Genomic DNA, 22284 nt, shown 5'->3' with positions numbered 1-22284 from the left:
CGGTCGGCGACTCCCCCAAGTTCTCGACTTGCGCTCGAACAGGGGGACCCCCATCGCGTCGCCTCCCTCCTCCGCCTTGCAGCTGCACGCACCAAGCCCCGCTCGCCAGCGCTGAGATGGCGCAGCACCCTGAAGTCGGCCTGATCCGCCGGACACGCCCCAGCGCCCGCGCGGGCTCCGGGCCCGCTGCGCCCTCCTCCGGCCGGCGAGGGCACCCACCGTCCCGGCCGCCGGCCGGTCCGTGCACGGCCGTGCCCCGCTGTGGGCGTACGCCGTACCGTTGCGTGACATGAATGCCCTCGGTACGGGGCTCGCCCGGTCCCGGGACTGGCTGCGTGCTCACCCGCTCGCCATGGACGCCGCGCTGGCGCTCGCCGTACTCGTGACGATCGTCGTCAGCTCCTTCGCCGACCCCCACGGCCCGAACGGCCCCACCTTCACCCGCACCCCTGGCGCCCGCAGCCTCGTCCTCATGTTCGTCGGCTCGGCCGCCCTCGTGTTCCGGCGCCGCAAGCCCATGGCCGTACTCGCCTTCACCGGCGCGGTCACGCTCACCGAGCTCATCGCGGGCGACCCGCCCGCCCCCGTCGCGATGAGCGCGGTCATCGCGCTGTACACCGTCGCGTCCCGCACCGACCGCCCCACCACCTGGCGCGTCGGCCTGCTGACGATGACCGGCCTGACGGCCGCCGCGATGTGCTTCGGCACAGGGCCCTGGTACGCCCAGGAGAACATCGGGATCTTCGCCTGGACCGGCATCGGAGCCACCGCCGGCGACGCCGTACGCAGCCGTCGCGCCTTCATCGACGCCATACGCGAGCGTGCCGAACGCGCCGAACGCACCCGCGAGGAGGAGGCCCGCCGCCGCGTCGCCGAGGAGCGGCTGCGCATCGCCCGCGACCTGCACGACGTCGTCGCGCACCACATAGCACTGGTCAACGTCCAGGCGGGAGTGGCCGCCCACGTTATGGACAAGCGCCCCGACCAGGCCAAGGAAGCCCTCGCGCATGTACGGGAGGCCAGCCGCTCCGCGCTGAACGAGCTCCGCGCCACCGTCGGCCTGCTCCGCCAGTCGGGCGACCCCGAGGCGCCCACGGAACCCGCCCCCGGCCTCGCCGTACTCGACGAGCTCCTCGACACCTTCCGGCACGCGGGGCTCCCGGTGGAGGTGGCCAGGCCCGACAACATGGCCGCACCGCTGCCCGCCGCCGTCGACCTCGCGGCGTACCGGATCATCCAGGAGGCCCTGACCAATGTGCGCAAGCACGCGGGCCCGGACGCGAAGGCCGAGGTCAGCGTGGTCCGCGTGGGCTCGTCCGCCGAGGTCACCGTGATCGACAACGGCGCCGGGCCGGGGGACGGCGCAGGCGAAGGGCACGACGGCGGCGGCCACGGCCTCACCGGCATGCGCGAGCGCGTGACCGCCCTCGGCGGCACCCTCACCGCGGGCCCCCGCTACGGCGGCGGCTTCCGCGTCCATGCGATCCTGCCGTTCAAGGTACGTACGGGGGAGACCGCATGACCACGGCCACGACCATCAGGGTGCTGCTCGCCGACGACCAGGCGCTGCTGCGCAGTGCGTTCCGGGTCCTGGTGGACTCCGAGCCCGACATGCTGGTCGTCGGGGAGGCCGCCGACGGTGCACAGGCCGTCGAACTCGCCCGCACGCTCCGCACGGACGTCGTCCTGATGGACATCCGCATGCCGGGTACGGACGGCCTCGCCGCCACCCGCATGATCAGCGAAGACCCGGAACTGGCCGCCGTACGCGTGGTGATGCTGACGACCTTCGAGGTCGACGAGTACGTCGTGCAGTCGCTGCGCGCCGGTGCCTCCGGCTTCCTCGGCAAGGGGGCAGAGCCGGAGGAACTGCTCAATGCCATCCGGATCGCCGCGGCGGGCGAGGCACTGCTCTCCCCCGTGGCGACCAAGGGCCTCATCGCCAAGTTCCTCGCGCAGGGCGGCACTTCGGAGGACGACGAGAGCGCGGCAGCCCGCACCGAGCGGCTTTCGGCGCTGACCGTGCGCGAGCGCGAGGTCCTCGTCCAGGTCGCGGGCGGCCACTCCAACGACGAGATCGCCGAGCAGCTGGTCGTCAGCCCGCTCACCGTCAAGACGCATGTGAACAGGGCGATGGCGAAACTCGGCGCCCGCGACCGAGCCCAATTGGTAGTAATCGCCTACGAATCGGGACTTGTCCGGCCAAGGGCGGAGTGAGGGGCAGGGCGCAGGGCAGAGCGAAGGGTGGAGTGAAGGTGTAGTGGCACCTACTCCAACTGCGGTATGCGCCGCATAAGGAAGGGGACTTGGGGCCGACGGATCCCCTCTTCGAATGGCTGATCGTATAGAGGGGCCACCGTGCCCGCCTGCCGCGTAAGCCACAGAAGAGAGACCCACCCATGTCCTGGCTGTCCAGATTCAGCCTCGCTCAACGGGCCCTGATCGGTCTGATGTCGATCATCGCGATCGTCTTCGGCGCGATCGCGATACCGCAGCTCAAGCAGCAGTTGCTGCCCACCATCGAGTTCCCGATGGTGTCGGTGCTGGCGCCCTACCAGGGTGCGTCCCCCGATGTGGTCGAGAAGCAGGTCGTCGAACCGCTCGAAAGCACCATCAAGGCAGTCGACGGCATCACCGGCGTCACCTCCACGGCGAGCGAGGGCAACGCCGTGATCATGGCCCAGTTCGACTACGGCAACGACACCAAGCAGCTCGTCGCCGACGTCCAGCAGGCCGTGAACCGCTCCCGCGCCCAGCTCCCCGACGACGTCGACCCGCAGGTCGTGGCCGGTTCGACGGACGACATCCCGACCGTCCTCCTCGCCGTCACCTCCGGCCAGGACCAGCAGGCGCTGGCCGACCGGCTGGACCGTACCGTCGTACCCGCGCTTGAGGACATCAACGGCGTCGGCCAGGTCAGCGTCGACGGTGTGCAGGACCTCCAGGTCACCGTCACCCCGGACGACAAGAAGCTCGCGGCCGCCGGCCTCAATGCCGGCGCGCTCGGCCAGGCCCTCCGGTCGGGCGGCGCCACAGTCCCGGCGGGCTCCTTCTCCGAGGACGGCAAGAGCCGTACGGTCCAGGTCGGCGGCGGCTACACGTCGCTGAAGCAGATCGAGGACCTGCGCGTCACCGCGACCCCCACCGGCCAGGGCAAGCCGCCGAAGCCGGTACGCCTCGGTGACGTCGCCACCGTCAAGGAGCAGCCCGCCACCGCGGTCTCCATCACCCGCACCAACGGCAAGCCCAGCCTGTCGCTGGCCATCACGATGGACCAGGACGGCAGCGCCGTCGCCATCTCCGACGCGGTCAAGGACAAGCTCCCCGAGCTGCGCGACAGCCTCGGCACCGACAGCGAGATCGCGGTCGTCTTCGACCAGGGCCCGGCTGTCTCCAAGTCGATTTCCGGCCTGACCACTGAGGGCGCCCTCGGCCTGGTCTTCGCAGTCATCGTGATCCTGGTCTTCCTGGCCTCGGTCCGATCGACGCTCGTCACCGCCATCTCCATCCCGCTGTCGGTGGTCCTCGCACTGATCGTGCTGTGGACCCGCGACCTGTCGCTCAATGTCCTCACGCTCGGCGCGCTGACCATCGCGATCGGCCGCGTCGTCGACGACTCGATCGTGGTCCTGGAGAACATCAAGCGTCACCTCGGATACGGCGAGGAGCGCCAGGCGGCCATCATCACCGCGGTGAAGGAAGTCGCGGGCGCGGTCACCTCGTCGACCCTGACCACCGTCGCCGTCTTCCTGCCGATCGGCCTGGTCGGCGGCATGGTGGGCCAGCTGTTCGGCTCGTTCTCCCTCACCGTCACGGCGGCCCTGCTCGCCTCGTTGCTGGTGTCCCTCACGGTCGTACCGGTCTTCTCGTACTGGTTCCTGCGCGCCCCGAAGGGCTCCGAGGGAGCCGACCCCGAGGAACTGCGCCGCAAGGCGGAGGAGAAGGAGGCGCGCAGCCCGCTTCAGCGGATGTACGTCCCGGTCCTGCGCTTCGCGACCCGCCGCCGCCTCACCAGTCTGGCCATCGCGGTCGTCGTCCTCATCGGTACGTTCGCCATGGCGCCGCTGCTCAAGACGAACTTCTTCGACCAGGGCGAGCAGGACACCCTGTCGGTCACCCAGGAGCTGAAGCCCGGCACCAGCCTGGAAGCCGCCGACGAGGCCGCCCTGAAGGTCGAGAAGGCGCTCGACGGCATCGACACGATCAAGGACTACCAGGTCACGGTCGGCTCCTCCGGCTTCGCTGCAGCCTTCGGCGGAGGTACGGGCGCCAACCAGGCGACGTACCAGCTGACCCTGAACGACGCCTCCGACGCCGAGGTCACCCAGGACCGCATCGAGGAAGAGCTCGGCAAGCTGAAGGGCATCGGCGACACCACCATCGGCGCCGGTGGCGGCTTCGGCACCCAGGACCTGAGCGTCGTGGTCAAGGCCGGTGACGCCGACGTACTGAGGAAGGCGTCCGAGCAGGTACGGGAAGCGGTCGCCGAGCTCGACGACGTCACCGACGTACAGAGCGACCTGGCCCAGAGCGTGCCGCGGATCTCCGTCAAGGCCAACGACAAGACGGCCGCCGCGGGCTTCGACCAGGCCACCCTCGGCGCGGCCGTCACCCAGGCGGTGCGCGGCACGACGTCGGGCAAGGCGATCCTGGGCGACACCGAGCGCGATGTAGTCGTGAAGTCGGCCAGGCCGGCCACCACGCTGGACGAGCTGAAGCACCTGAAGCTCGGCCCGGCCGAGCTCGGTCAGATCGCCGACGTGAAGCTGGTGGCGGGCCCGGTCTCCATGACCCGGATCGACGGCGCCCGCGCCGCGACGATCACGGCCAAGCCGACCGCGGACAACACGGGCGCGGTGACCGCCGCCCTCCAGAGCGAGATCAACGCGCTGGAGAAGAAGCTGCCCGCGGGCGCGACCGTCGAGATCGGCGGCGTGTCCTCGGACCAGAGCGAGGCGTTCATCCAGCTGGGCCTGGCCATGCTGGCGGCCATCGCGATCGTCTTCATGCTGCTGGTCGCGACGTTCCGCTCGCTGATCCAGCCGCTGATCCTGCTGGTCTCGATCCCGTTCGCGGCGACCGGCGCGATCGGCCTGCTGCTCGCCACGGGTACGCCCATGGGCGTACCGGCGATGATCGGCATGCTGATGCTCATCGGCATCGTCGTCACCAACGCGATCGTGCTGATCGACCTGATCAACCAGTACCGGGCGCAGGGCCTGGGCGTGGTCGAGGCGGTCTTGGAGGGCGGGCGTCACCGTCTGCGCCCGATCCTGATGACGGCACTGGCGACGATTTTCGCGCTGCTGCCGATGGCACTGGGCATCACGGGCGAGGGCGGCTTCATATCGAAGCCGCTGGCGATCGTGGTGATCGGCGGTCTGATCACGTCGACGCTGCTGACGCTGCTCCTTGTACCGACGCTGTACGCGATGGTGGAGCTCCGCAAGGAGCGCCGGGCCAAGAAGAAGGCGGCCAAGCGCGCGGCGAAGGCGGGCGTCCCGGCGCAGTCGGACTCGGACTCGGATTCGGCCTCGGCCTCGGACGAGCCGGAGCCGGAGCCGGCGACGGTCTGATCCGTACGCCAGAACGGCAGCGAGCCCCGGTCCCCTCTCCATGGGGCCGGGGCTCGGCTGCGTTCAGCCCGTTCAGCCCTCGGGAACCTCCGGCGGCCCCTCCGGCGGCCCCTCCGGCACAGCGTGCACCTCGACCGGATCGTTGCCCGGCTTCCCGCCGGGGCCGGGGCAGGCCGACGCCCTCGCCGCAATTTCGAGGGCGCGCTCCTCGTCCTTGACGTCGACCACCCAGTAGCCGGCCAGAATGCGCCCCGGCTCCGCGGGCCCGTCGGTCACCTTCGCCCGGCCGTCATCCGTCGCCCGTACCGTCTTGACCATCGCGGGCCCGCCGAGACCACGGGCCTCCACCAGCTCGCCCGCCGCGCCGATCTCCTGGTTGAGCGCGTCCATGTGCGCGAACATCGCCAGCATGTCTTCCTTCGAGAACGACGCCATCAGGCCGTCCCATTCATCGGCAGGCACGTTCATCTGGATCATGTACTGCATGGGCCTCACCCTTCCTCGTCTCCACGGTGGCAGCTGAGCCGACGTACCGCACCCCCTGACGCGGCGGGCGTCAGGGGGTGCGAAGTACGACTACGAGAAAGGTCTACGAGCAGGCCTACGAGCCCCGCACTACGGCAGCGCCAGCATCCGCTCCAGCGCGAGCTTCGCGAACTGCTCGGTCTCGCGGTCGACCTCGATGCGGTTGACCAGGTTGCCCTCGGCCAGCGACTCCAGGGCCCACACCAGGTGCGGCAGGTCGATCCGGTTCATCGTCGAGCAGAAGCAGACCGTCTTGTCGAGGAAGACGACCTCCTTGTCCGGGTGGGCGTTCGCGACGCGCCGGACCAGGTTGAGCTCGGTCCCGATGGCCCACTTCGAGCCGGCCGGAGCCGCCTCCAGCTTCTTGATGATGTACTCCGTCGAACCGACGTAGTCCGCTGCCGCCACGACCTCGTGCTTGCACTCGGGGTGTACGAGCACATTGACGCCCGGGATGCGCTCGCGCACGTCATTGACGGAGTCGAGCGAGAAGCGCCCGTGCACCGAGCAGTGCCCGCGCCACAGGATCATCTTCGCGTTGCGCAGCTGCTCGACGGTCAGGCCGCCGTTCGGCTTGTGCGGGTTGTACAGGACGCAGTCGTCCAGCGACATGCCCATGTCGCGCACGGCGGTGTTGCGCCCGAGGTGCTGGTCGGGCAGAAAAAGAACCTTGTTCTGCCGTGGCCCCCCCTGCTCGAAGGCCCAGTCCAATGCCCGCTTGGCGTTCGACGACGTACAGATCGTGCCGCCGTGCTTGCCGGTGAACGCCTTGATGTCGGCGGAGGAGTTCATGTACGAGACGGGCACGACCTGCTCGGCCACTCCCGCCTCGGTCAGCACGTCCCAGCACTCGGCGACCTGCTCGGCGGTGGCCATGTCGGCCATCGAGCAGCCGGCTGCCAGGTCGGGCAGGACGACCTTCTGGTCGTCGGAGGTCAGGATGTCGGCTGACTCGGCCATGAAGTGCACGCCGCAGAAGACGATGTACTCGGCCTCCGGCCTGGCGGCCGCGTCCTTGGCCAGCTTGAACGAGTCCCCGGTGACGTCGGCGAACTGGATGACCTCGTCACGCTGGTAGTGGTGGCCGAGGACGAAGACCTTGTCCCCGAGCTTTTCCTTGGCCGCGCGGGCGCGCTCCACCAGGTCCGGGTCCGAGGGGGAGGGCAGGTCGCCGGGACAGTCGACGCCGCGCTCGCTCTTGGCGTCGGCCTCGCGGCCGAGCAGCAGCAGGGCGAGGGGCGTCGGCTGGACGTCCAGGGGCTGGGCGGTGGTCACGAACACGCACCCTTTCTTCTCTGCAAAGCCTTTTCGTCGATTTGACGCTATCTATCATAACTGCTTCACGTCACTTTGACGATGCCCATGTCGTCCATGTGACGAATTCTGCCGGCGCCCAGCCACGTGCCCCCGATGAATCGGGTGTGCGAGCATGAAAGGGCAAGGCAAGCGCTCAGGCCCGGAATGAATCCGCGGCCGCGCCGGTTGCAAAGGTCGGCAAGCAGTCCGTACAACCCGGGAGAGATGTAGATGTCCGTTCAGGACGACAAGACCACCGTGAGCGACGGCATTCTCCTGTCCGACGCCGCCGCGGCCAAGGTCAAGGCCCTGCTGGACCAGGAAGGCCGCGAGGACCTGGCGCTGCGCGTCGCCGTTCAGCCCGGCGGCTGCTCCGGTCTGCGATACCAGCTGTTCTTCGACGAGCGCTCGCTCGACGGCGATGTCATCAAGGACTTCGACGGCGTCAAGGTCGTCACCGACCGCATGAGCGCCCCGTACCTGGGCGGCGCCTCCATCGACTTCGTCGACACCATCGAGAAGCAGGGCTTCACGATCGACAACCCGAACGCCACCGGCTCCTGCGCCTGCGGCGACTCGTTCAGCTAGGCCTGACCGCGCAAGTCCGACCGCGCAAGTCCGACCGCGCAAGCCCGACCGCGCGAACGCGAAGAAGGCGGCGGCCCCCGACCAGGGGCCGCCGCCTTCTTCGCGTGTACGGGCCTACTTCTTCGGCACGGTCTCGCCACTCCGCTGATCCACGACCTTGCGGCCGTCCAGCGGCTTGTCGAGCGTCACCTTGTCCGACAGCTCCTTGGCGATCAGGATGCAGACGCGCTTGGGGTCCGGGTTGGTTTCGACGATCTTCACCTTCACCACCCCGTTCTCCTCGCTCGCCTTCGCGTCGTACGTGCTGCACACGCCGCCCCAGAAGTGCACGGTGAGCTCACGCCCGTCAGCGGCGTACGACTGGACGTGGCGCATCGACGGCGTGTCGGTGTCGCTCTCCGGCGGAGCGCTCTCCTTCGGCGGCACCGACGGCTTGACCAGATAGTCGGGGTCGACCGCGGGATGCGTGATCGTGAACGGCTGCGCGTCGCCCCCCGGCTTCACCTCGAAGAGCCACGAGGGTACGAGTGCCTGCCGCCCCCCGACGTACTGCGCCGCGAGTCCGAAGGTCGCCCGGCCGACGGTCACCGGGGCCGGCGCGTCCGGCACCTTCCCGGCGCCCGGCTCGCAGGGCGCCTGGGCCCTGCCGTCCTGCTTGTCGGGCTTGTTGTCGGGATTGTCGCCGTGCGGTACGGGAGTGGCGCAGCCGCCGATGCCGATGCGGCCCGCAGCCTCGCCCGCCTTGTTCAGCTGCTTCAGCGCCTCGTCCGCGCCGATCACCGGATACTCGGCGCCCTTCGTCAGGCCCTTCAACTGCCCGCTGCCACCGACCAGTTGGCTGTCCGAGCCGATCTGGAGACCGGTCGCCCAGCCGTACGTCGGCAGCCCGCCCACCTTTGGGTCGGCGTTCACCACCCGTACCGCGCCCATCAACTGGCGCGCGTCGAGCTTCGCGTCGTCCTGGCCCAGCGCCTTCAGTACGGGCGCCGCGGCCTCCTTGGCGGCCTTCTCGCTCACCGGCTGCCCATCGCCGCCGGGCCCGAAGGCCGCATCGCGGCACGGCTTGCCCTTGTCGCAGTTGTCGCCGCCCCCGGGGCCGTACTGCGCGAAGTTCCAGGTGCCCGGCGCCTGCTTGTTGACCTGGAGCACCGGCCCGGCGCCGTCCTTGGTGACGCCGACCTTCCAGGCTCCGCCCTCGATACGCGGCTTGCCGGCCACGCCGAGCGCCTTGGCCAGCCGCGCCACCTCGGCTTCGGTGACCGCGCCCGAGGCCCGGTACACAGGGGCGGAATCCGGCCCGTCGGGCAGCTTGCCCTCGGCGCGGTAGATCACACCGTTCGGGTCGGGCTCGCCGGGCGCCACACCCCGCGAGGAGCCGTCCGTATAGCCGTCGAGGGCGAGCGGCGGCGGACTGCCGTTGCTCCCCGGCGCACCGTTCCCACTCTTCGCGCCGCTGCCGCTGCCGCCGCCGTCCCCGGCGGTCGATGCCCAGTACGCGCCTCCGCCCCCGGCCAGCAGCACCGCTGCGGCCACGGAGGCGACGACCAGCGGCGAACGCCGCCCCCGGGCGCCGACTGCGTCCTTCTCCGGTCCCTCGGTGTCCACCGTTCGCTCCTTCGACTGCACTGCCGTCCCATGCCGTATGTGGCATCCCCTTTACGGGGGACACCGGTGGGACGGAGCGGGGGAGCGCACGGTTCCCCGTGTGCGCCTGTCGGGCGCTGCTCAGCCGCCGCTCAGCCACCATATTCGGACATACCGCGCACCAGGCGCGCTGAGGCGGGCGACACGGTGATGCCGTGGATGAGAGACGCCGGTACGGGCGCGGGAGCGGCCGCCGCGGGCACTGCCCAGTGCGGGACCATCCGTGCGCAGTCTCCCCGCAGCTCTTCCAAGCCACCGTCGTACTCGGCCGGTGCGGGTGCCATGACACTGTGCTTGTGCATGCGGGCTGCTCCCGTGGCTCTGGGGGCCGCATGTCCGCGGTCCCGCGATGCTGGCACCGTAGGCAGCTGGACCGTCCGGAAAAAAGACCTACTATCGGGTAGTTTTGGCCCTTCGTGCGTAGGGCTACGACCAGGTAGCGTGAACTGTCAAACGCCACCCCTCCACAGGAGCGTCCTCGCCGTGCGTATCGCAGTCACCGGCTCCATCGCCACCGACCACCTCATGACCTTCCCCGGCCGCTTCGCCGACCAGCTGGTCGCGGACCAGCTGCACACGGTCTCGCTCTCCTTCCTGGTCGACAACCTCGACGTACGCCGGGGCGGTGTCGGTGCCAACATCTGCTTCGGCATGGGTCAGCTCGGCACGGCGCCGATCCTGGTCGGGGCCGCCGGCTCGGACTTCGACGAGTACCGCGCCTGGCTCGACCGGCACGGCGTGGACACCGGATCCGTCCGCATCTCCGAGGTCCTGCACACGGCACGCTTCGTGTGCACCACCGACGCCGACCACAACCAGATCGGCTCCTTCTACACGGGCGCGATGAGCGAGGCCCGCCAGATCGAGCTCCAGGCGGTCGCCGAGCGCGTCGGCGGCCTGGACCTCGTCCTGATCGGCGCGGACGACCCCGAGGCGATGCTCCGCCACACCGAGGAGTGCAAGACCCGCTCCATCCCCTTCGCGGCGGACTTCTCGCAGCAGATCGCCCGCATGTCCGGCGATGACATCCGTACGCTCCTCGAAGGCGCGACGTACCTCTTCTCCAACGAGTACGAGAAGGGGCTCATCGAGTCCAAGACGGGCTGGACCGACGCCGAGATCCTCGCCAAGGTCGGCCACCGCGTCACCACCCTCGGCTCCCGCGGGGTCCGCATCGAGCGCGTCGGCGACGAGCCGATCGTGGTCGGCTGCCCGGAGGAGGACGGCAAGGTCGACCCGACCGGCGTCGGCGACGCCTTCCGCGCCGGCTTCCTGTCGGGCCTCGCCTGGGGCGTCTGCCTGGAGCGCGCGGCACAGGTCGGCTGCATGCTGGCGACCCTGGTGATCGAAACGCTCGGCACCCAGGAATACACGCTGCGCCGCGCCCACTTCATGGACCGCTTCACGAAGGCATACGGCCACGACGCAGCCGCAGAGGTCCAGACTCACCTGGTGTGAGGCTGTGGGTGTGCGGCTGCTGCGCGGGGCTCTCCCCGCGCAGCGGCCGCACCCCCCTACTCCACCCGCCGCACCATGTACGCCACACCCCGCTCAGCCGCGCGCTCGCCCACGTACTCCTGCCCCCGCATCACGCACCACGCAGGAATGTCCAGCCGCGCCGCCTCGTCGTCCGACAGAACGGTGACCGTGCCCCCGACCGGCACGTCCCCGATCACCTTGGCGAGCTCGATCACCGGGATCGGACACCGCTTACCGAGCGAGTCCACGACGAGGGACGGCGTCTCGCCGGTCCCCGAAGCCGCGACCGGCGGCGCACCCAGCTGCTCCCGCACCCCCGCCACCGTGCCCGGCAGCACCTCCAGGAAGCGGTCGACGTCTTCCTCAGTCGTCCCGAGCGGCAGCGAAACCCGCACATTTCCTTCCGAAAGCACACCCATCGCCCGCAGCACATGGCTGGGCGTCAGCGTGCTGCTCGTACAGGACGATCCGGACGAAACCGAGAAACCGGCCCGGTCCAGTTCGTGCAGCAGCGTCTCCCCGTCGACATAGAGACACGAGAAGGTGACCAGATGCGGCAGCCGTCGCACCGGATCGCCCACCACCTCGACATCCGGTACGAGCCCGGGCACCCGCGACCGGATCCGGTCCACCAGCGCCCGCAGCCGCGCCGCCTCGTCGGCCGCCTCCACCCGCACGGCGCGCAGCGAAGCCGCCGCCGCCACGATCGCGGGGAGGTTCTCGAAACCGGCCGCGCGGCCCGACTCCCGCTCGTCCGCGGGCCCTTGGGCCGCGAACCGCACGCCCTTCCGTACGACCAGCAGCCCGACACCCGCCGGCCCGCCCCACTTGTGCGCACTCGCGGTGAGCAGCGACCAGTCGCCTTCCACCCGCCCCCACCCCAGCGACTGCGCCGCGTCCACCAGAAGCGGCACACCCACCGCCCGGCACTCCTGTGCGATTTCGGCCACGGGCTGCTCCGTACCGACCTCGTGGTTGGCGGACTGGAGACAGGCGAGCGCGGTGTCGTCGCGCAGGGCACGGGCGTACGCCCCGGGGGCCACGCGGCCCGCCCGGTCGACCTCGACCTCGGTCGACGTACCGCCCTGTTTCTCATGGGCGGCCGCCGAGTGCAGCACCGAGGAGTGCTCGACGGCGGATACGACCAGGTGGCGCCCGACACGTCGTCGCGCGGCGAGGGCTCCGGAGATCCCGGAGTGCACCGCGCGCGTGCCCGAAGAGGTGAAGACCAGCTCGTCGGGGCGGCAGCCCACCGCATCGGCCACGGTTTCCCGCGCCGCGTCCAGCAGCATCCGGGCACGCCGCCCCTCGCGGTAGAGGCGGGCAGGGTCGGCCCACCCCTCGTCGAGCGAGGCCAGCAGGGCCTGCCGGGCGACGGGGTGGAGCGGGGCGGAGGAAGCGGCGTCGAAGTAGGGCACATCGCCACGCTAACCCCGCACCGGCGAACCGGGCTCCCCGCATCCGCCCGGGCATCCGCCGAGCCATCGGCCCGGCAGCCCCCGCCGCCCGACCACAGCCTCGCGCCGCCCGCACCACAGCCTCCCGCCGCCCGCACCACAGCCTCCCGCCGCCCTCCCCGCATCCTCGCGTTCCCCAGGGGAAGGGCCGTCAGAAGGCGGGCGGAGGCGCCTATTCCACCAAGATTCCATTCGTTCGGGGAGCGGCACGGCGCGTTGGGCACCCTCCCCGCGCGACCCCAAATAGCGTCCAGTAGGGTTTGGTCCGCATAAACATCCAAACCCCTGCCCGCGTCAGGGCCGGCGACCGACCAGCGTGACGGCCGCAACCGACCGCGCGGGCGAGACTCTCGGGAAGGCGCTACGTGAGTCCCAACGGCTCCGACCGCTCGTCGCGGCGCCCGATGCGGCGGAAGCTGCTCCAGGTGCTGACCGCGGGCGTGGTCCTGGCGACCGCCTCTGGTTGCTCGTACACATGGGAGGACTTCCCCCGCCTCGGGATGCCTACCCCGGTTACCGAAGAGGCTCCCAGGATTCTCTCCCTCTGGCAGGGCTCGTGGGCGGCAGCGCTCGTCACGGGCGTCCTGGTCTGGGGCCTGATCCTGTGGAGTGTCATCTTCCACCGGCGTAGCCGCACCAAGGTCGAGGTACCTCCGCAGACCCGGTACAACATGCCCATCGAGGCGCTGTACACCGTGGTCCCGCTCATCATCGTCTCGGTCCTCTTCTACTTCACCGCGCGCGACGAGTCGAAGCTCCTCGCGCTCGATGACAAGCCGGCCCACACCGTCAACGTGGTCGGCTTCCAGTGGAGCTGGGGCTTCAACTACGTGGAGAACGTGGACGGCAACGCCGCCACGGGCGCGAAGCTCGCCAAGGAGCTCAGCGTCCTTCCGGACAAGTACACCAAGCAGTTCCCCGAAGGGGCCGAAGGCGTCTACGCGGTCGGTACTCCGGGCGAGCGGAACCCGCAGAACGGCAACCCGGGTCCGACCCTGTGGCTGCCGAAGGGCGAGAAGGTCCGCTTCGTTCTGAGTTCGCGCGACGTCATCCACTCCTTCTGGGTGGTGCCGTTCCTGATGAAGCAGGACGTCATCCCCGGCCACACCAACGTCTTCGAGGTGACCCCCACGCGTGAGGGCACCTTCATGGGCAAGTGCGCCGAGCTCTGCGGTGTCGACCACTCCCGGATGCTCTTCAACGTGAAGGTCGTCTCCCCGGAGCGTTACCAGCAGCACCTCAAGGAGCTGGCGGAGAAGGGCCAGACCGGCTACATCCCGGCCGGTATCGAGCAGACCGACCCGGCCAGGAATGCGGAGACGAACAAACTGTGAGCATCCTCAATCAACCCCAGGGTGCCGCGGCAGCAGACGACTCGTACGAGGACGAGCTGCCGGTACGGCGCAAGGAGCCGGGAAATGTGGTGGTGAAGTGGCTGACCACCACTGACCACAAGACCATCGGCTCGCTCTACCTGATCACGTCGTTCGTGTTCTTCTGCATCGGCGGTGTGATGGCGCTCTTCATGCGCGCCGAACTCGCCCGTCCCGGCACGCAGATTATGTCGAACGAGCAGTTCAACCAGGCGTTCACGATGCACGGCACGATCATGCTGCTGATGTTCGCGACGCCGCTGTTCGCCGGATTCGCGAACTGGATCATGCCGCTGCAGATCGGCGCGCCCGACGTGGCGTTCCCGCGGCTGAACATGTTCGCGTACTGGCTGTACCTCTTCGGCTCGCTCATCGCGGTGGCCGGCTTCCTCACCCCGCAGGGTGCGGCCGACTTCGGCTGGTTCGCCTACTCCCCGCTGTCGGACGCGGTCCGCTCGCCGGGCGTCGGCGCCGACATGTGGATCATGGGTCTGGCCTTCTCCGGCTTCGGCACGATCCTCGGCTCGGTCAACTTCATCACCACGATCATCTGCATGCGCGCACCCGGCATGACGATGTTCCGGATGCCGATCTTCACCTGGAACGTGCTGCTGACCGGTGTACTGGTCCTTCTCGCCTTCCCGGTGCTGGCCGCGGCGCTCTTCGCGCTGGAGGCGGACCGCAAGTTCGGTGCGCACATCTTCGACTCGGCCAACGGCGGAGCGATTCTGTGGCAGCACCTCTTCTGGTTCTTCGGCCATCCAGAGGTCTACATCATCGCGTTGCCGTTCTTCGGCATCGTCTCCGAGGTGATCCCGGTCTTCAGCCGCAAGCCGATGTTCGGTTACATCGGTCTGATCGGCGCGACGATCGCGATCGCCGGCCTCTCGGTCACGGTGTGGGCGCACCACATGTACGTCACGGGCGGCGTGCTGTTGCCGTTCTTCTCGTTCATGACCTTCCTGATCGCGGTACCGACCGGTGTGAAGTTCTTCAACTGGATCGGCACCATGTGGAAGGGCTCGCTGTCCTTCGAGACACCGATGCTCTGGACCGTCGGCTTCCTGATCACCTTCGCCTTCGGTGGTCTGACCGGCGTCATCCTGGCTTCGCCCCCGATGGACTTCCACGTCTCCGACTCGTACTTCGTCGTCGCGCACTTCCACTACGTCGTCTTCGGCACCGTGGTCTTCGCGATGTTCGCCGGATTCCACTTCTGGTGGCCGAAGTTCACGGGCAAGATGCTGGACGAGCGGCTCGGCAAGATCACGTTCTGGACGCTGTTCATCGGCTTCCACGGCACGTTCCTGGTGCAGCACTGGCTGGGTGCCGAGGGCATGCCGCGTCGTTACGCGGACTACCTTGCGGCCGACGGGTTCACCGCGCTGAACACCATCTCCACGATCAGCTCGTTCCTGCTGGGCCTGTCGGTCCTGCCGTTCTTCTACAACGTGTGGAAGACCGCCAAGTACGGCAAGAAGATCGAGGTCGACGACCCCTGGGGCTACGGCCGTTCGCTGGAGTGGGCGACGTCCTGCCCGCCCCCGCGGCACAACTTCCTCACCCTGCCGAGGATCCGTTCCGAATCCCCGGCGTTCGACCTGCACCACCCGGAGATCGCCGCGCTCGACCAGCTTGAGCAAGTCGGCGCGGGTGCCGGCGTTCTCGCTGGTGAGAAGGAGGCCGGCAAGTGAAGATCCAAGGCAAGATGTTCATCTGGCTGAGCGTCTTCATCCTCGCCATGGCGATCACCTATGGCGTGTGGTCGAAGGAGCCCGCCGGAACCACGGCACTTGTGCTCGCCTTCGGCCTGAGCATCATGATCGGCTTCTACCTGGCCTTCACGGCCAAGCGTGCCGACGTCATGGCTCAGGACAACACCGAGGCCGATGTGGCGGACGAGGCCGGTGAGGTGGGATTCTTCTCGCCGCACAGCTGGCAGCCGCTCTCGCTCGGCATCGGCGGCGCGCTCTCCTTCCTGGCGGTCGCGCTCGGCTGGTGGCTGCTGTACTTCTCCATGCCGCTGATCCTGGTCGGTCTCTTCGGCTGGGTCTTCGAGTACTACCGCGGTGAGAACCAGAACCAGTAGTACGCAAGCACCACAGCGGCATTCGCAGTACCCAGAGGGGCCCGGTCCACCTGCATGTCAGGTCGGCCGGGTCCCTCTTTTGCAGTCACTGAGCGCGCTGGATCGGACGAATGTTCATAACGTGTGATCATGAGCTACTCACCTCGATTCCTGACGGTAACGAGCTGCTCCCTGCTGGTCGTGTCCGTCACGGCAGGAGCCACCGCGTGCAGTGGCGGGCCGGACGGTCATCCGCTCTCGGCGAAGCCGTACGACGCGGCGAGCCAGATCACCTTCAACGGGGTTGCGGGCACGGCCAAGGTGAACCCGGACAAGCCTCTGGAGATCATCGCCAGGAGCAAGGACGGCCGGATCACGGATGTGACGGCCGCCGATGCCGCAGGGCGCTACCTGCCGGGCGAACTCTCTGCCGACGGCGCCTGGTGGCACAGCATCGCCGCGCTGGCCGCAGGAGCGCGCTATACGGTCAAGGTCAGCACCGAGGACAAGGACGGCGCACCCGGACTGCGCATGCTCACCTTCGAAACCGCCCCGGCCAAGCGGGGCTTGAAGGTCACCTTCGGCCCCGAGCCGGGCAAGTACGGCGTCGGCCAGCCCGTAACCGCCAAGCTGAACACCCCCGTCAAGGGCGCTGCGGCACGAGCGGTCGTCGAACGGGGACTGAAGGTCAGTTCACGTCCCGCGGTGGAGGGCTCCTGGCACTGGGTGGACAGCAAGACGCTGCACTTCCGCCCCAAGGACTTCTGGCCCGCCAACGCCTCCATCAGGGTGCGCAGCAACCTCGACGGCATCAAGGTCGCCCACAAGCTCTACGGAGGCCCGGCGAAGCCCTTGGAGATCAGGACCGGCGACCGGATCGAGGCCATCACGGACGCCGGCTCGCACCAGATGACGGTGAAGCGCAACGGCAAGGTGATCAACACCATTCCGGTCACCACGGGCAAGCCCGGCTTCTCCACCCGCAACGGCGTCAAGGTCGTGCTGGGCAAGGAGTACTTCGTACGAATGCGCGGTACGAGCATCGGCATCCCGGCGGGCTCGGCGGACTCGTACGACCTGCCCGTCTACTACGCGACGCGCGTCACCCTGAGCGGCGAGTACGTCCATGCCGCACCCTGGTCGGTCGGCTCGCAGGGAGCCGCGAACGTCAGCCACGGCTGCACCGGCATGAGCACGAGCAACGCCGAGTGGTTCTACGACACCGTCCGCCAGGGCGACATCGTCAGGGTCGTCAACAGCGAGGGAGAGACGATGGCCCCCTTCGGCAACGGCTTCGGCGACTGGAACCTGCCCTGGAACAAGTGGCGCAGGGGCAGCGCCCTGATGACGGCCGGCACCCCGGACGGCCGCAGCCCCACCAGACCTCCGGCCGCGGCGCGGCTGCGGCCGGAGGTCTGACGGGGCTTCGCTGGTGTCATGCGTCTATGGCGAGCCTGCCGCGCAGCAGCGAGGCCAGGGCCTCCGCGAACTCCACGGGGTCGATCGGGAGGGTCACGGCGCTCTCCGCGCGGCTCCAGGTGGCCAGCCAGGCGTCCTGGGGGCGGCCGATCAGCAGCAGCACGGGCGGGCAGTCGTAGATCTCGTCCTTGATCTGCCGGCAGACGCCCATGCCGCCCGCGGGTACGGCCTCGCCGTCCAGCACGCAGACGTCGATGCCGCCCCCGCCCAGCGTCGTGAGGACGGCGGGCAGCGTCGCGCACTCGACGTACTCGACCGGCGGCAGGTCCGCGGCAGGCCTGCGACCCGCTGCCAGCCGCACCTGTTCGCGGGTGTTCGCGTTGTCGCTGTACACCAGGACCCTGGCGGTCGACTGCATTGTTCCTCCGATACGTCGCGGGCATGGGATCCGGAACCGATGCGCGGATGCTACTCCGTCCGACAGCCTGTCAGCAGGGGTTCGGACAGGGCTTCGATGGGCCGTTCGAGCAGCACACGGAGCACTGACGCGCCGAATGGCACCCCCGGGAGTGAGGGCGGGATAAGCGACCGACATAATGTCGGTCGTGGCGACAGCAACGACAGTAGATACCGGGCACGCGCACCCGTCGGTCAATCGACCGAACCTCACCAGCGTCGGAACCATCATCTGGCTGAGTTCCGAGCTGATGTTCTTCGCGGCCCTCTTCGCGATGTACTTCACCCTGCGATCGGTGACGGGACCCGACCACTGGGAGGAAATGGCGTCAACGCTGAACTTCCCGTTCTCGGCGACGAACACCACGATCCTGGTGCTCTCTTCCCTCACCTGCCAGCTCGGCGTCTTCGCCGCGGAGAAGGGCGATGTGAAGAAGCTCCGAGCGTGGTTCATTCTCACGTTCGTGATGGGTGCGATCTTCATCGGAGGCCAGGTCTTCGAGTACACCGAGCTGGTCAAGCACGAGGGCCTCTCGCTCTCGTCCGACCCGTACGGCTCGGTGTTCTACCTGACCACCGGCTTCCACGGACTGCATGTGACGGGCGGACTCATCGCCTTCCTGCTGGTCCTCGGCCGCACATACGCGGCCAAGAGATTCACCCATGAGCAGGCAACCGCCGCCATCGTCGTGTCCTACTACTGGCACTTCGTCGATGTCGTCTGGATTGGCCTCTTCGCCACGATCTACATGATCAAGTAACTCGGGTCCGCACCCGACTTACATCCAGCAAGCATCGACGCAGAAGATCCTGACACCGGGGTAATCCGTGAAAAAGCTCTCCGCACGACGACGCCATCCGCTGGCGGCGGTCGTCGTCCTACTCCTCGCGCTGGCGGCCACTGGGGGGCTGTACGCCGCGTTCGCGCCCGCGGGCAAGGCGCAGGCCGATGAAACCGCCCAGTCCCTCGCCATCGAGGAGGGCAAGAAGCTCTACGCCGTCGGCTGCTCCAGCTGCCACGGCACCGGCGGTCAGGGTGGTTCCGACGGTCCGCCCCTCGTGGGCGTCGGCTCGGCCGCAGTGGACTTCCAGGTCGGCACCGGCCGTATGCCGGCGCAGCAGCCCGGCGCCCAGGTGCCGAAGAAGAAGAAGATCTACACGCAGGCCCAGATCGACCAGCTTGCCGCGTACGTCGCTTCGCTCGGCCCCGGCCCGATCACGCCGACCGAGGAGCAGTACAACACCGAGGGTGCGAACATCGCCAAGGGTGGCGACCTGTTCCGTACCAACTGCGCCCAGTGCCACAACTTCACGGGTGAGGGCGGTGCCCTGACAAGCGGCAAGTACGCCCCGAGCCTCGAAGGCGTGGACCCGAAGCATCTCTACGAGGCCATGCAGACCGGCCCGCAGAACATGCCGTCCTTCCCCGACACGATCCTGCCGGAGAAGGAAAAGAAGGACATCATCTCGTACATCCAGACCGTGAACGGCGAAGAGACCGCGACTCCCGGTGGCTTTGCGCTGGGTGGCCTCGGCCCCGTCAGCGAGGGCCTGTTCGGCTGGATCTTCGGTCTGGGCTCCTGCATCGCTGTCGCCGTCTGGGTCGCGGCCCACACCGCTAAGGCCAAGAAGTCATGAGTAGCCAAGAGATTCCAGAAGAGAACCTGCCGAGCGAGCAGGGCACCGCGCACACCGCGGGTGGGGGTGCCCCCGCTCGAACGAAGTTGAGAGCGGGGGAAGTGGCGGACGATCCGTTCGCCGACCCGGGGCTGCCGGCCCACAAGCCGCGCATCCAGGACATCGACGAGCGGGCCGCCAAGCGTTCCGAGCGCACGGTGGCACTCCTGTTCACACTGTCCATGCTGTCCACGATCGGCTTCATCGCCTCCTTCGTGGCCTTCCCGGTGGACAAGATCGTGTACGTCTGGCCGCTCGGCCACGTCAGCGCGCTCAACCTCTCGCTGGGTCTGACTCTCGGTGTCGCGCTCTTCTGCATCGGCGCGGGTGCGGTCCACTGGGCCCGCACCCTGATGTCCGACGTCGAGGTCGCCGACGACCGTCACCCGATCGAGGCCGAGCCCGAGGTCAGGGCCAAGGTCATGGCCGACTTCAAGGCCGGCGCCGAGGAGTCGGTCATCGGCCGGCGCAAGCTGATCCGCACCACGATGTTCGGCGCGCTGGCCATGGTGCCGCTCTCCGGTGTGGTGCTGCTCCGTGAACTTGGTCCGCTGCCCGAGGACAAGCTCCGCAAGACGCTGTGGGCCAAGGGCAAGCTGCTGATCAACCAGAACACGATGGAGCCGCTGCGTCCCGAGGACGTTGCCGTCGGTTCGCTGACCTTCGCCATGCCGGAAGGCCTGGAAGAGGACAACCACGAGTTCAACAACGAGATCGCCAAGGCCGCCCTGATGATCGTCCGGATTCAGCCGGCGGACATCAAGGACAAGCGCGAGCTCGAGTGGTCCCACCAGGGCATCGTGGCGTTCTCGAAGATCTGCACCCACGTCGGCTGCCCGATCAGCCTGTACGAGCAGCAGACGCATCACGTGCTCTGCCCGTGCCACCAGTCCACTTTTGACCTCTCCGACGGTGCCCGCGTCATCTTCGGCCCGGCCGGTCACGCCCTTCCGCAGCTGCGGATCGGCGTGAATGACGAGGGATTCCTCGAAGCGCTCAACGGCTTCGAAGAGCCCGTCGGTCCTAGTTTCTGGGAGCGCGGATGAGCACCGTGACCGACGAAAAGCGCAAGGCATCCGCAGGTGAGCGGGTCGCCGACTGGGCGGACGGCCGACTGGGCATCTACGGCCTGGCCAAGGCCAACATGCGCAAGATCTTCCCGGACCACTGGTCCTTCATGCTGGGTGAGATCGCGCTCTACAGCTTCATCATCATCATCCTCACGGGTGTGTATCTGACGCTGTTCTTCCACCCGAGCATGAACGAGATCGAGTACCACGGCTCGTACGTGCCCATGCAGGGCATCCGGATGACCGAGGCGTACGCCTCGACGCTGGACATCAGCTTCGACGTCCGCGGTGGTCTGCTCATCCGGCAGATCCACCACTGGGCCGCGCTGATCTTCCTCGCCGCGATGTTCGTGCACATGATGCGCGTGTTCTTCACGGGCGCGTTCCGCAAGCCGCGTGAGATCAACTGGCTGTTCGGCTTCCTGCTGTTCGTCCTGGGCATGTTCACCGGTTTCACCGGCTACTCGCTCCCGGACGACCTGCTCTCCGGCACCGGTGTCCGCTTCACGCAGGGCGCGATCCTGGCGACGCCGATTGTCGGCACGTACATCTCGATGTTCCTGTTCGGCGGGGAGTTCCCCGGCCACGACATGGTGGCCCGGTTCTACTCCATCCACATCCTGCTGCTGCCCGGCATCATGCTCGGGCTCGTGGTGGCGCACCTCATCCTGGTGTTCTTCCACAAGCACACGCAGTTCGCGGGTCCGGGCCGTACGAACAAGAACGTCGTCGGCATGCCGCTGCTGCCGGTCTACATGGCCAAGGCCGGAGGGTTCTTCTTCCTGGTCTTCGGTGTCATCGCGATCATCTCGGCGGCGTTCACGATCAACCCGGTGTGGGCGCTCGGTCCGTACCGTCCGGACCAGGTGTCCACCGGCGCCCAGCCCGACTGGTACATGGGCTTCGCCGAGGGCCTGATCCGTGTGATGCCCGGCTGGGAGATCAACTTCTGGGGCCACACGCTCGCCCTGGGCGTGTTCATCCCGCTGATGCTCTTCGGCCTGGTTCTCGCCGTGCTGGCGGCCTACCCGTTCATCGAGGCCTGGGTCACCGGCGACAAGCGGGAGCACCACATCCTGGACCGGCCGCGCAACGCGCCGACCAGGACGGGGCTGGGCGTCGCCTGGATCACCGGGTACGTGATCATGCTGCTCGGTGGTGGAAACGACATCTTCGCCACGCACTTCAACCTGTCGATCAACGCGATCACCTGGTTCGTCCGGATCAGCTACTTCGTCGGACCGGTTCTCGCCTTCATCGTCACCAAGCGGATCTGCCTCGGCCTCCAGCGCCGCGACAAGGACAAGGTGCTGCACGGACGTGAGTCCGGCATCATCAAGCGCCTGCCGCACGGTGAGTTCGTAGAGGTCCACGAGCCGCTCGGCCAGAGCGATCTGCACAAGCTCACCGCCCACGAGCAGTACGAGCCGCACGAGATCGGCCCGCTGGTCGACGAGAACGGTGTCGAGCGCAAGGTGACGCGCGGCGAGAAGCTCAGGGCCAAGCTCAGCAAGGGCTACTTCGGCGAGGGGAACCAGGTCCCGAAGCCGACCACCGAGGAGTACAAGGAGATCACCAGCGGCCACGGCCAGCACTGATCGTCCGAGTCTCCGACCTGAACAGGTCGCCACAGCAGGAGCCCCGTCCATTCGTCGG

19 protein-coding genes are annotated in these 22284 nt (G+C 68.3%); 13 read left to right on the top strand and 6 right to left on the bottom strand.

Features of this window, described 5'->3' with window-relative positions:
* The first annotated feature begins 289 nt into the window (after positions 1-289).
* The 3 genes from PXH83_RS06110 to PXH83_RS06100 all read left to right on the top strand — a co-directional run bounded on the left by PXH83_RS06110 (position 290) and on the right by PXH83_RS06100 (position 5576).
* Positions 290-1522, top strand: a complete 1233-nt coding sequence (locus PXH83_RS06110; RefSeq protein WP_274557581.1) for a sensor histidine kinase — start codon at positions 290-292, stop codon at positions 1520-1522.
* Positions 1519-2217 (top strand): response regulator, encoded by a 699-nt coding sequence (locus tag PXH83_RS06105; protein WP_274557579.1) that lies wholly within the window; start codon positions 1519-1521, stop codon positions 2215-2217. Before PXH83_RS06110 ends, PXH83_RS06105 begins: the two co-directional genes overlap by 4 nt.
* A gap of 182 nt (positions 2218-2399) precedes the next feature.
* Positions 2400-5576 carry an efflux RND transporter permease subunit gene (locus PXH83_RS06100; protein ID WP_274557577.1) on the top strand — a complete coding sequence of 1059 codons (3177 nt, stop codon included), beginning with the start codon at positions 2400-2402 and terminating at the stop codon, positions 5574-5576.
* A 72-nt stretch (positions 5577-5648) separates the two neighbouring features.
* Here the strand turns inward: PXH83_RS06100 and PXH83_RS06095 are convergent, their stop codons facing one another.
* Complete coding sequence (locus PXH83_RS06095) at positions 5649-6062, bottom strand: YciI family protein (RefSeq protein WP_274557575.1); 414 nt, start codon at positions 6060-6062, stop codon at positions 5649-5651.
* 129 nt (positions 6063-6191) lie between these two features.
* A complete protein-coding gene (nadA, locus tag PXH83_RS06090; protein WP_214915144.1) occupies positions 6192-7376 on the bottom strand; it encodes a quinolinate synthase NadA in 1185 nt (394 codons plus the stop codon).
* A gap of 252 nt (positions 7377-7628) precedes the next feature.
* Between nadA and PXH83_RS06085 the strand changes: the two genes are divergently transcribed.
* Positions 7629-7985, top strand: coding sequence for an iron-sulfur cluster assembly accessory protein (locus tag PXH83_RS06085; protein ID WP_214915142.1), 357 nt, complete (start codon positions 7629-7631; stop codon positions 7983-7985).
* 114 nt (positions 7986-8099) lie between these two features.
* Here the strand turns inward: PXH83_RS06085 and PXH83_RS06080 are convergent, their stop codons facing one another.
* Positions 8100-9590, bottom strand: a complete 1491-nt coding sequence (locus tag PXH83_RS06080) for a hypothetical protein (protein ID WP_274557568.1) — start codon at positions 9588-9590, stop codon at positions 8100-8102.
* A gap of 131 nt (positions 9591-9721) precedes the next feature.
* Positions 9722-9931 carry a hypothetical protein gene (locus PXH83_RS06075; protein ID WP_274557566.1) on the bottom strand — a complete coding sequence of 70 codons (210 nt, stop codon included), beginning with the start codon at positions 9929-9931 and terminating at the stop codon, positions 9722-9724.
* 181 nt (positions 9932-10112) lie between these two features.
* On the opposite strand from PXH83_RS06075, the gene PXH83_RS06070 reads away from it, so the two are divergent.
* Positions 10113-11087 carry a carbohydrate kinase family protein gene (locus PXH83_RS06070; RefSeq protein ID WP_274557563.1) on the top strand — a complete coding sequence of 325 codons (975 nt, stop codon included), beginning with the start codon at positions 10113-10115 and terminating at the stop codon, positions 11085-11087.
* 56 nt (positions 11088-11143) lie between these two features.
* On the opposite strand, the gene PXH83_RS06065 is transcribed toward PXH83_RS06070, so the two are convergent.
* A complete protein-coding gene (locus PXH83_RS06065; protein ID WP_274557561.1) occupies positions 11144-12526 on the bottom strand; it encodes a cysteine desulfurase/sulfurtransferase TusA family protein in 1383 nt (460 codons plus the stop codon).
* 404 nt (positions 12527-12930) lie between these two features.
* On the opposite strand from PXH83_RS06065, the gene ctaC reads away from it, so the two are divergent.
* The 4 genes from ctaC to PXH83_RS06045 all read left to right on the top strand — a co-directional run bounded on the left by ctaC (position 12931) and on the right by PXH83_RS06045 (position 17425).
* Positions 12931-13899, top strand: coding sequence for an aa3-type cytochrome oxidase subunit II (ctaC, locus tag PXH83_RS06060; RefSeq protein WP_274557559.1), 969 nt, complete (start codon positions 12931-12933; stop codon positions 13897-13899).
* Positions 13896-15632: an aa3-type cytochrome oxidase subunit I gene (gene ctaD / locus PXH83_RS06055; RefSeq protein ID WP_274557556.1), complete on the top strand. Its 1737-nt coding sequence runs from the start codon at positions 13896-13898 to the stop codon at positions 15630-15632. The genes ctaC and ctaD overlap by 4 nt, the downstream gene beginning before the upstream one ends.
* A complete protein-coding gene (locus PXH83_RS06050; protein ID WP_274557554.1) occupies positions 15629-16027 on the top strand; it encodes a cytochrome c oxidase subunit 4 in 399 nt (132 codons plus the stop codon). The genes ctaD and PXH83_RS06050 overlap by 4 nt, the downstream gene beginning before the upstream one ends.
* A gap of 129 nt (positions 16028-16156) precedes the next feature.
* The gene (locus PXH83_RS06045) at positions 16157-17425 is read left to right on the top strand and encodes a L,D-transpeptidase (RefSeq protein ID WP_274557552.1); all 1269 of its coding nucleotides are present in this window, start codon (positions 16157-16159) and stop codon (positions 17423-17425) included.
* Between the two features lie 16 nt (positions 17426-17441).
* On the opposite strand, the gene PXH83_RS06040 is transcribed toward PXH83_RS06045, so the two are convergent.
* Positions 17442-17843, bottom strand: coding sequence for a hypothetical protein (locus PXH83_RS06040; protein WP_274557549.1), 402 nt, complete (start codon positions 17841-17843; stop codon positions 17442-17444).
* Between the two features lie 178 nt (positions 17844-18021).
* Here PXH83_RS06040 and ctaE point away from each other — a divergent pair, with 178 nt between their 5' ends.
* The 4 genes from ctaE to qcrB all read left to right on the top strand — a co-directional run bounded on the left by ctaE (position 18022) and on the right by qcrB (position 22226).
* A complete protein-coding gene (gene ctaE / locus PXH83_RS06035) occupies positions 18022-18642 on the top strand; it encodes an aa3-type cytochrome oxidase subunit III (RefSeq protein ID WP_274557547.1) in 621 nt (206 codons plus the stop codon).
* Positions 18643-18709: 67 nt separating this feature from the next.
* Positions 18710-19519, top strand: a complete 810-nt coding sequence (qcrC, locus tag PXH83_RS06030; protein ID WP_274557544.1) for a cytochrome bc1 complex diheme cytochrome c subunit — start codon at positions 18710-18712, stop codon at positions 19517-19519.
* Complete coding sequence (gene qcrA, locus PXH83_RS06025; protein ID WP_274557541.1) at positions 19516-20604, top strand: cytochrome bc1 complex Rieske iron-sulfur subunit; 1089 nt, start codon at positions 19516-19518, stop codon at positions 20602-20604. Before qcrC ends, qcrA begins: the two co-directional genes overlap by 4 nt.
* Positions 20601-22226: a cytochrome bc1 complex cytochrome b subunit gene (gene qcrB, locus PXH83_RS06020; RefSeq protein WP_274557539.1), complete on the top strand. Its 1626-nt coding sequence runs from the start codon at positions 20601-20603 to the stop codon at positions 22224-22226. Before qcrA ends, qcrB begins: the two co-directional genes overlap by 4 nt.
* Positions 22227-22284 lie beyond the last annotated feature (58 nt).

It is taken from the genome of Streptomyces spiramyceticus, assembly GCF_028807635.1.
Classification (GTDB): domain Bacteria; phylum Actinomycetota; class Actinomycetes; order Streptomycetales; family Streptomycetaceae; genus Streptomyces; species Streptomyces spiramyceticus.
Note: the sequence above shows the minus strand (reverse complement) of the source record. Positions and strands in the feature narration are given on the sequence as shown.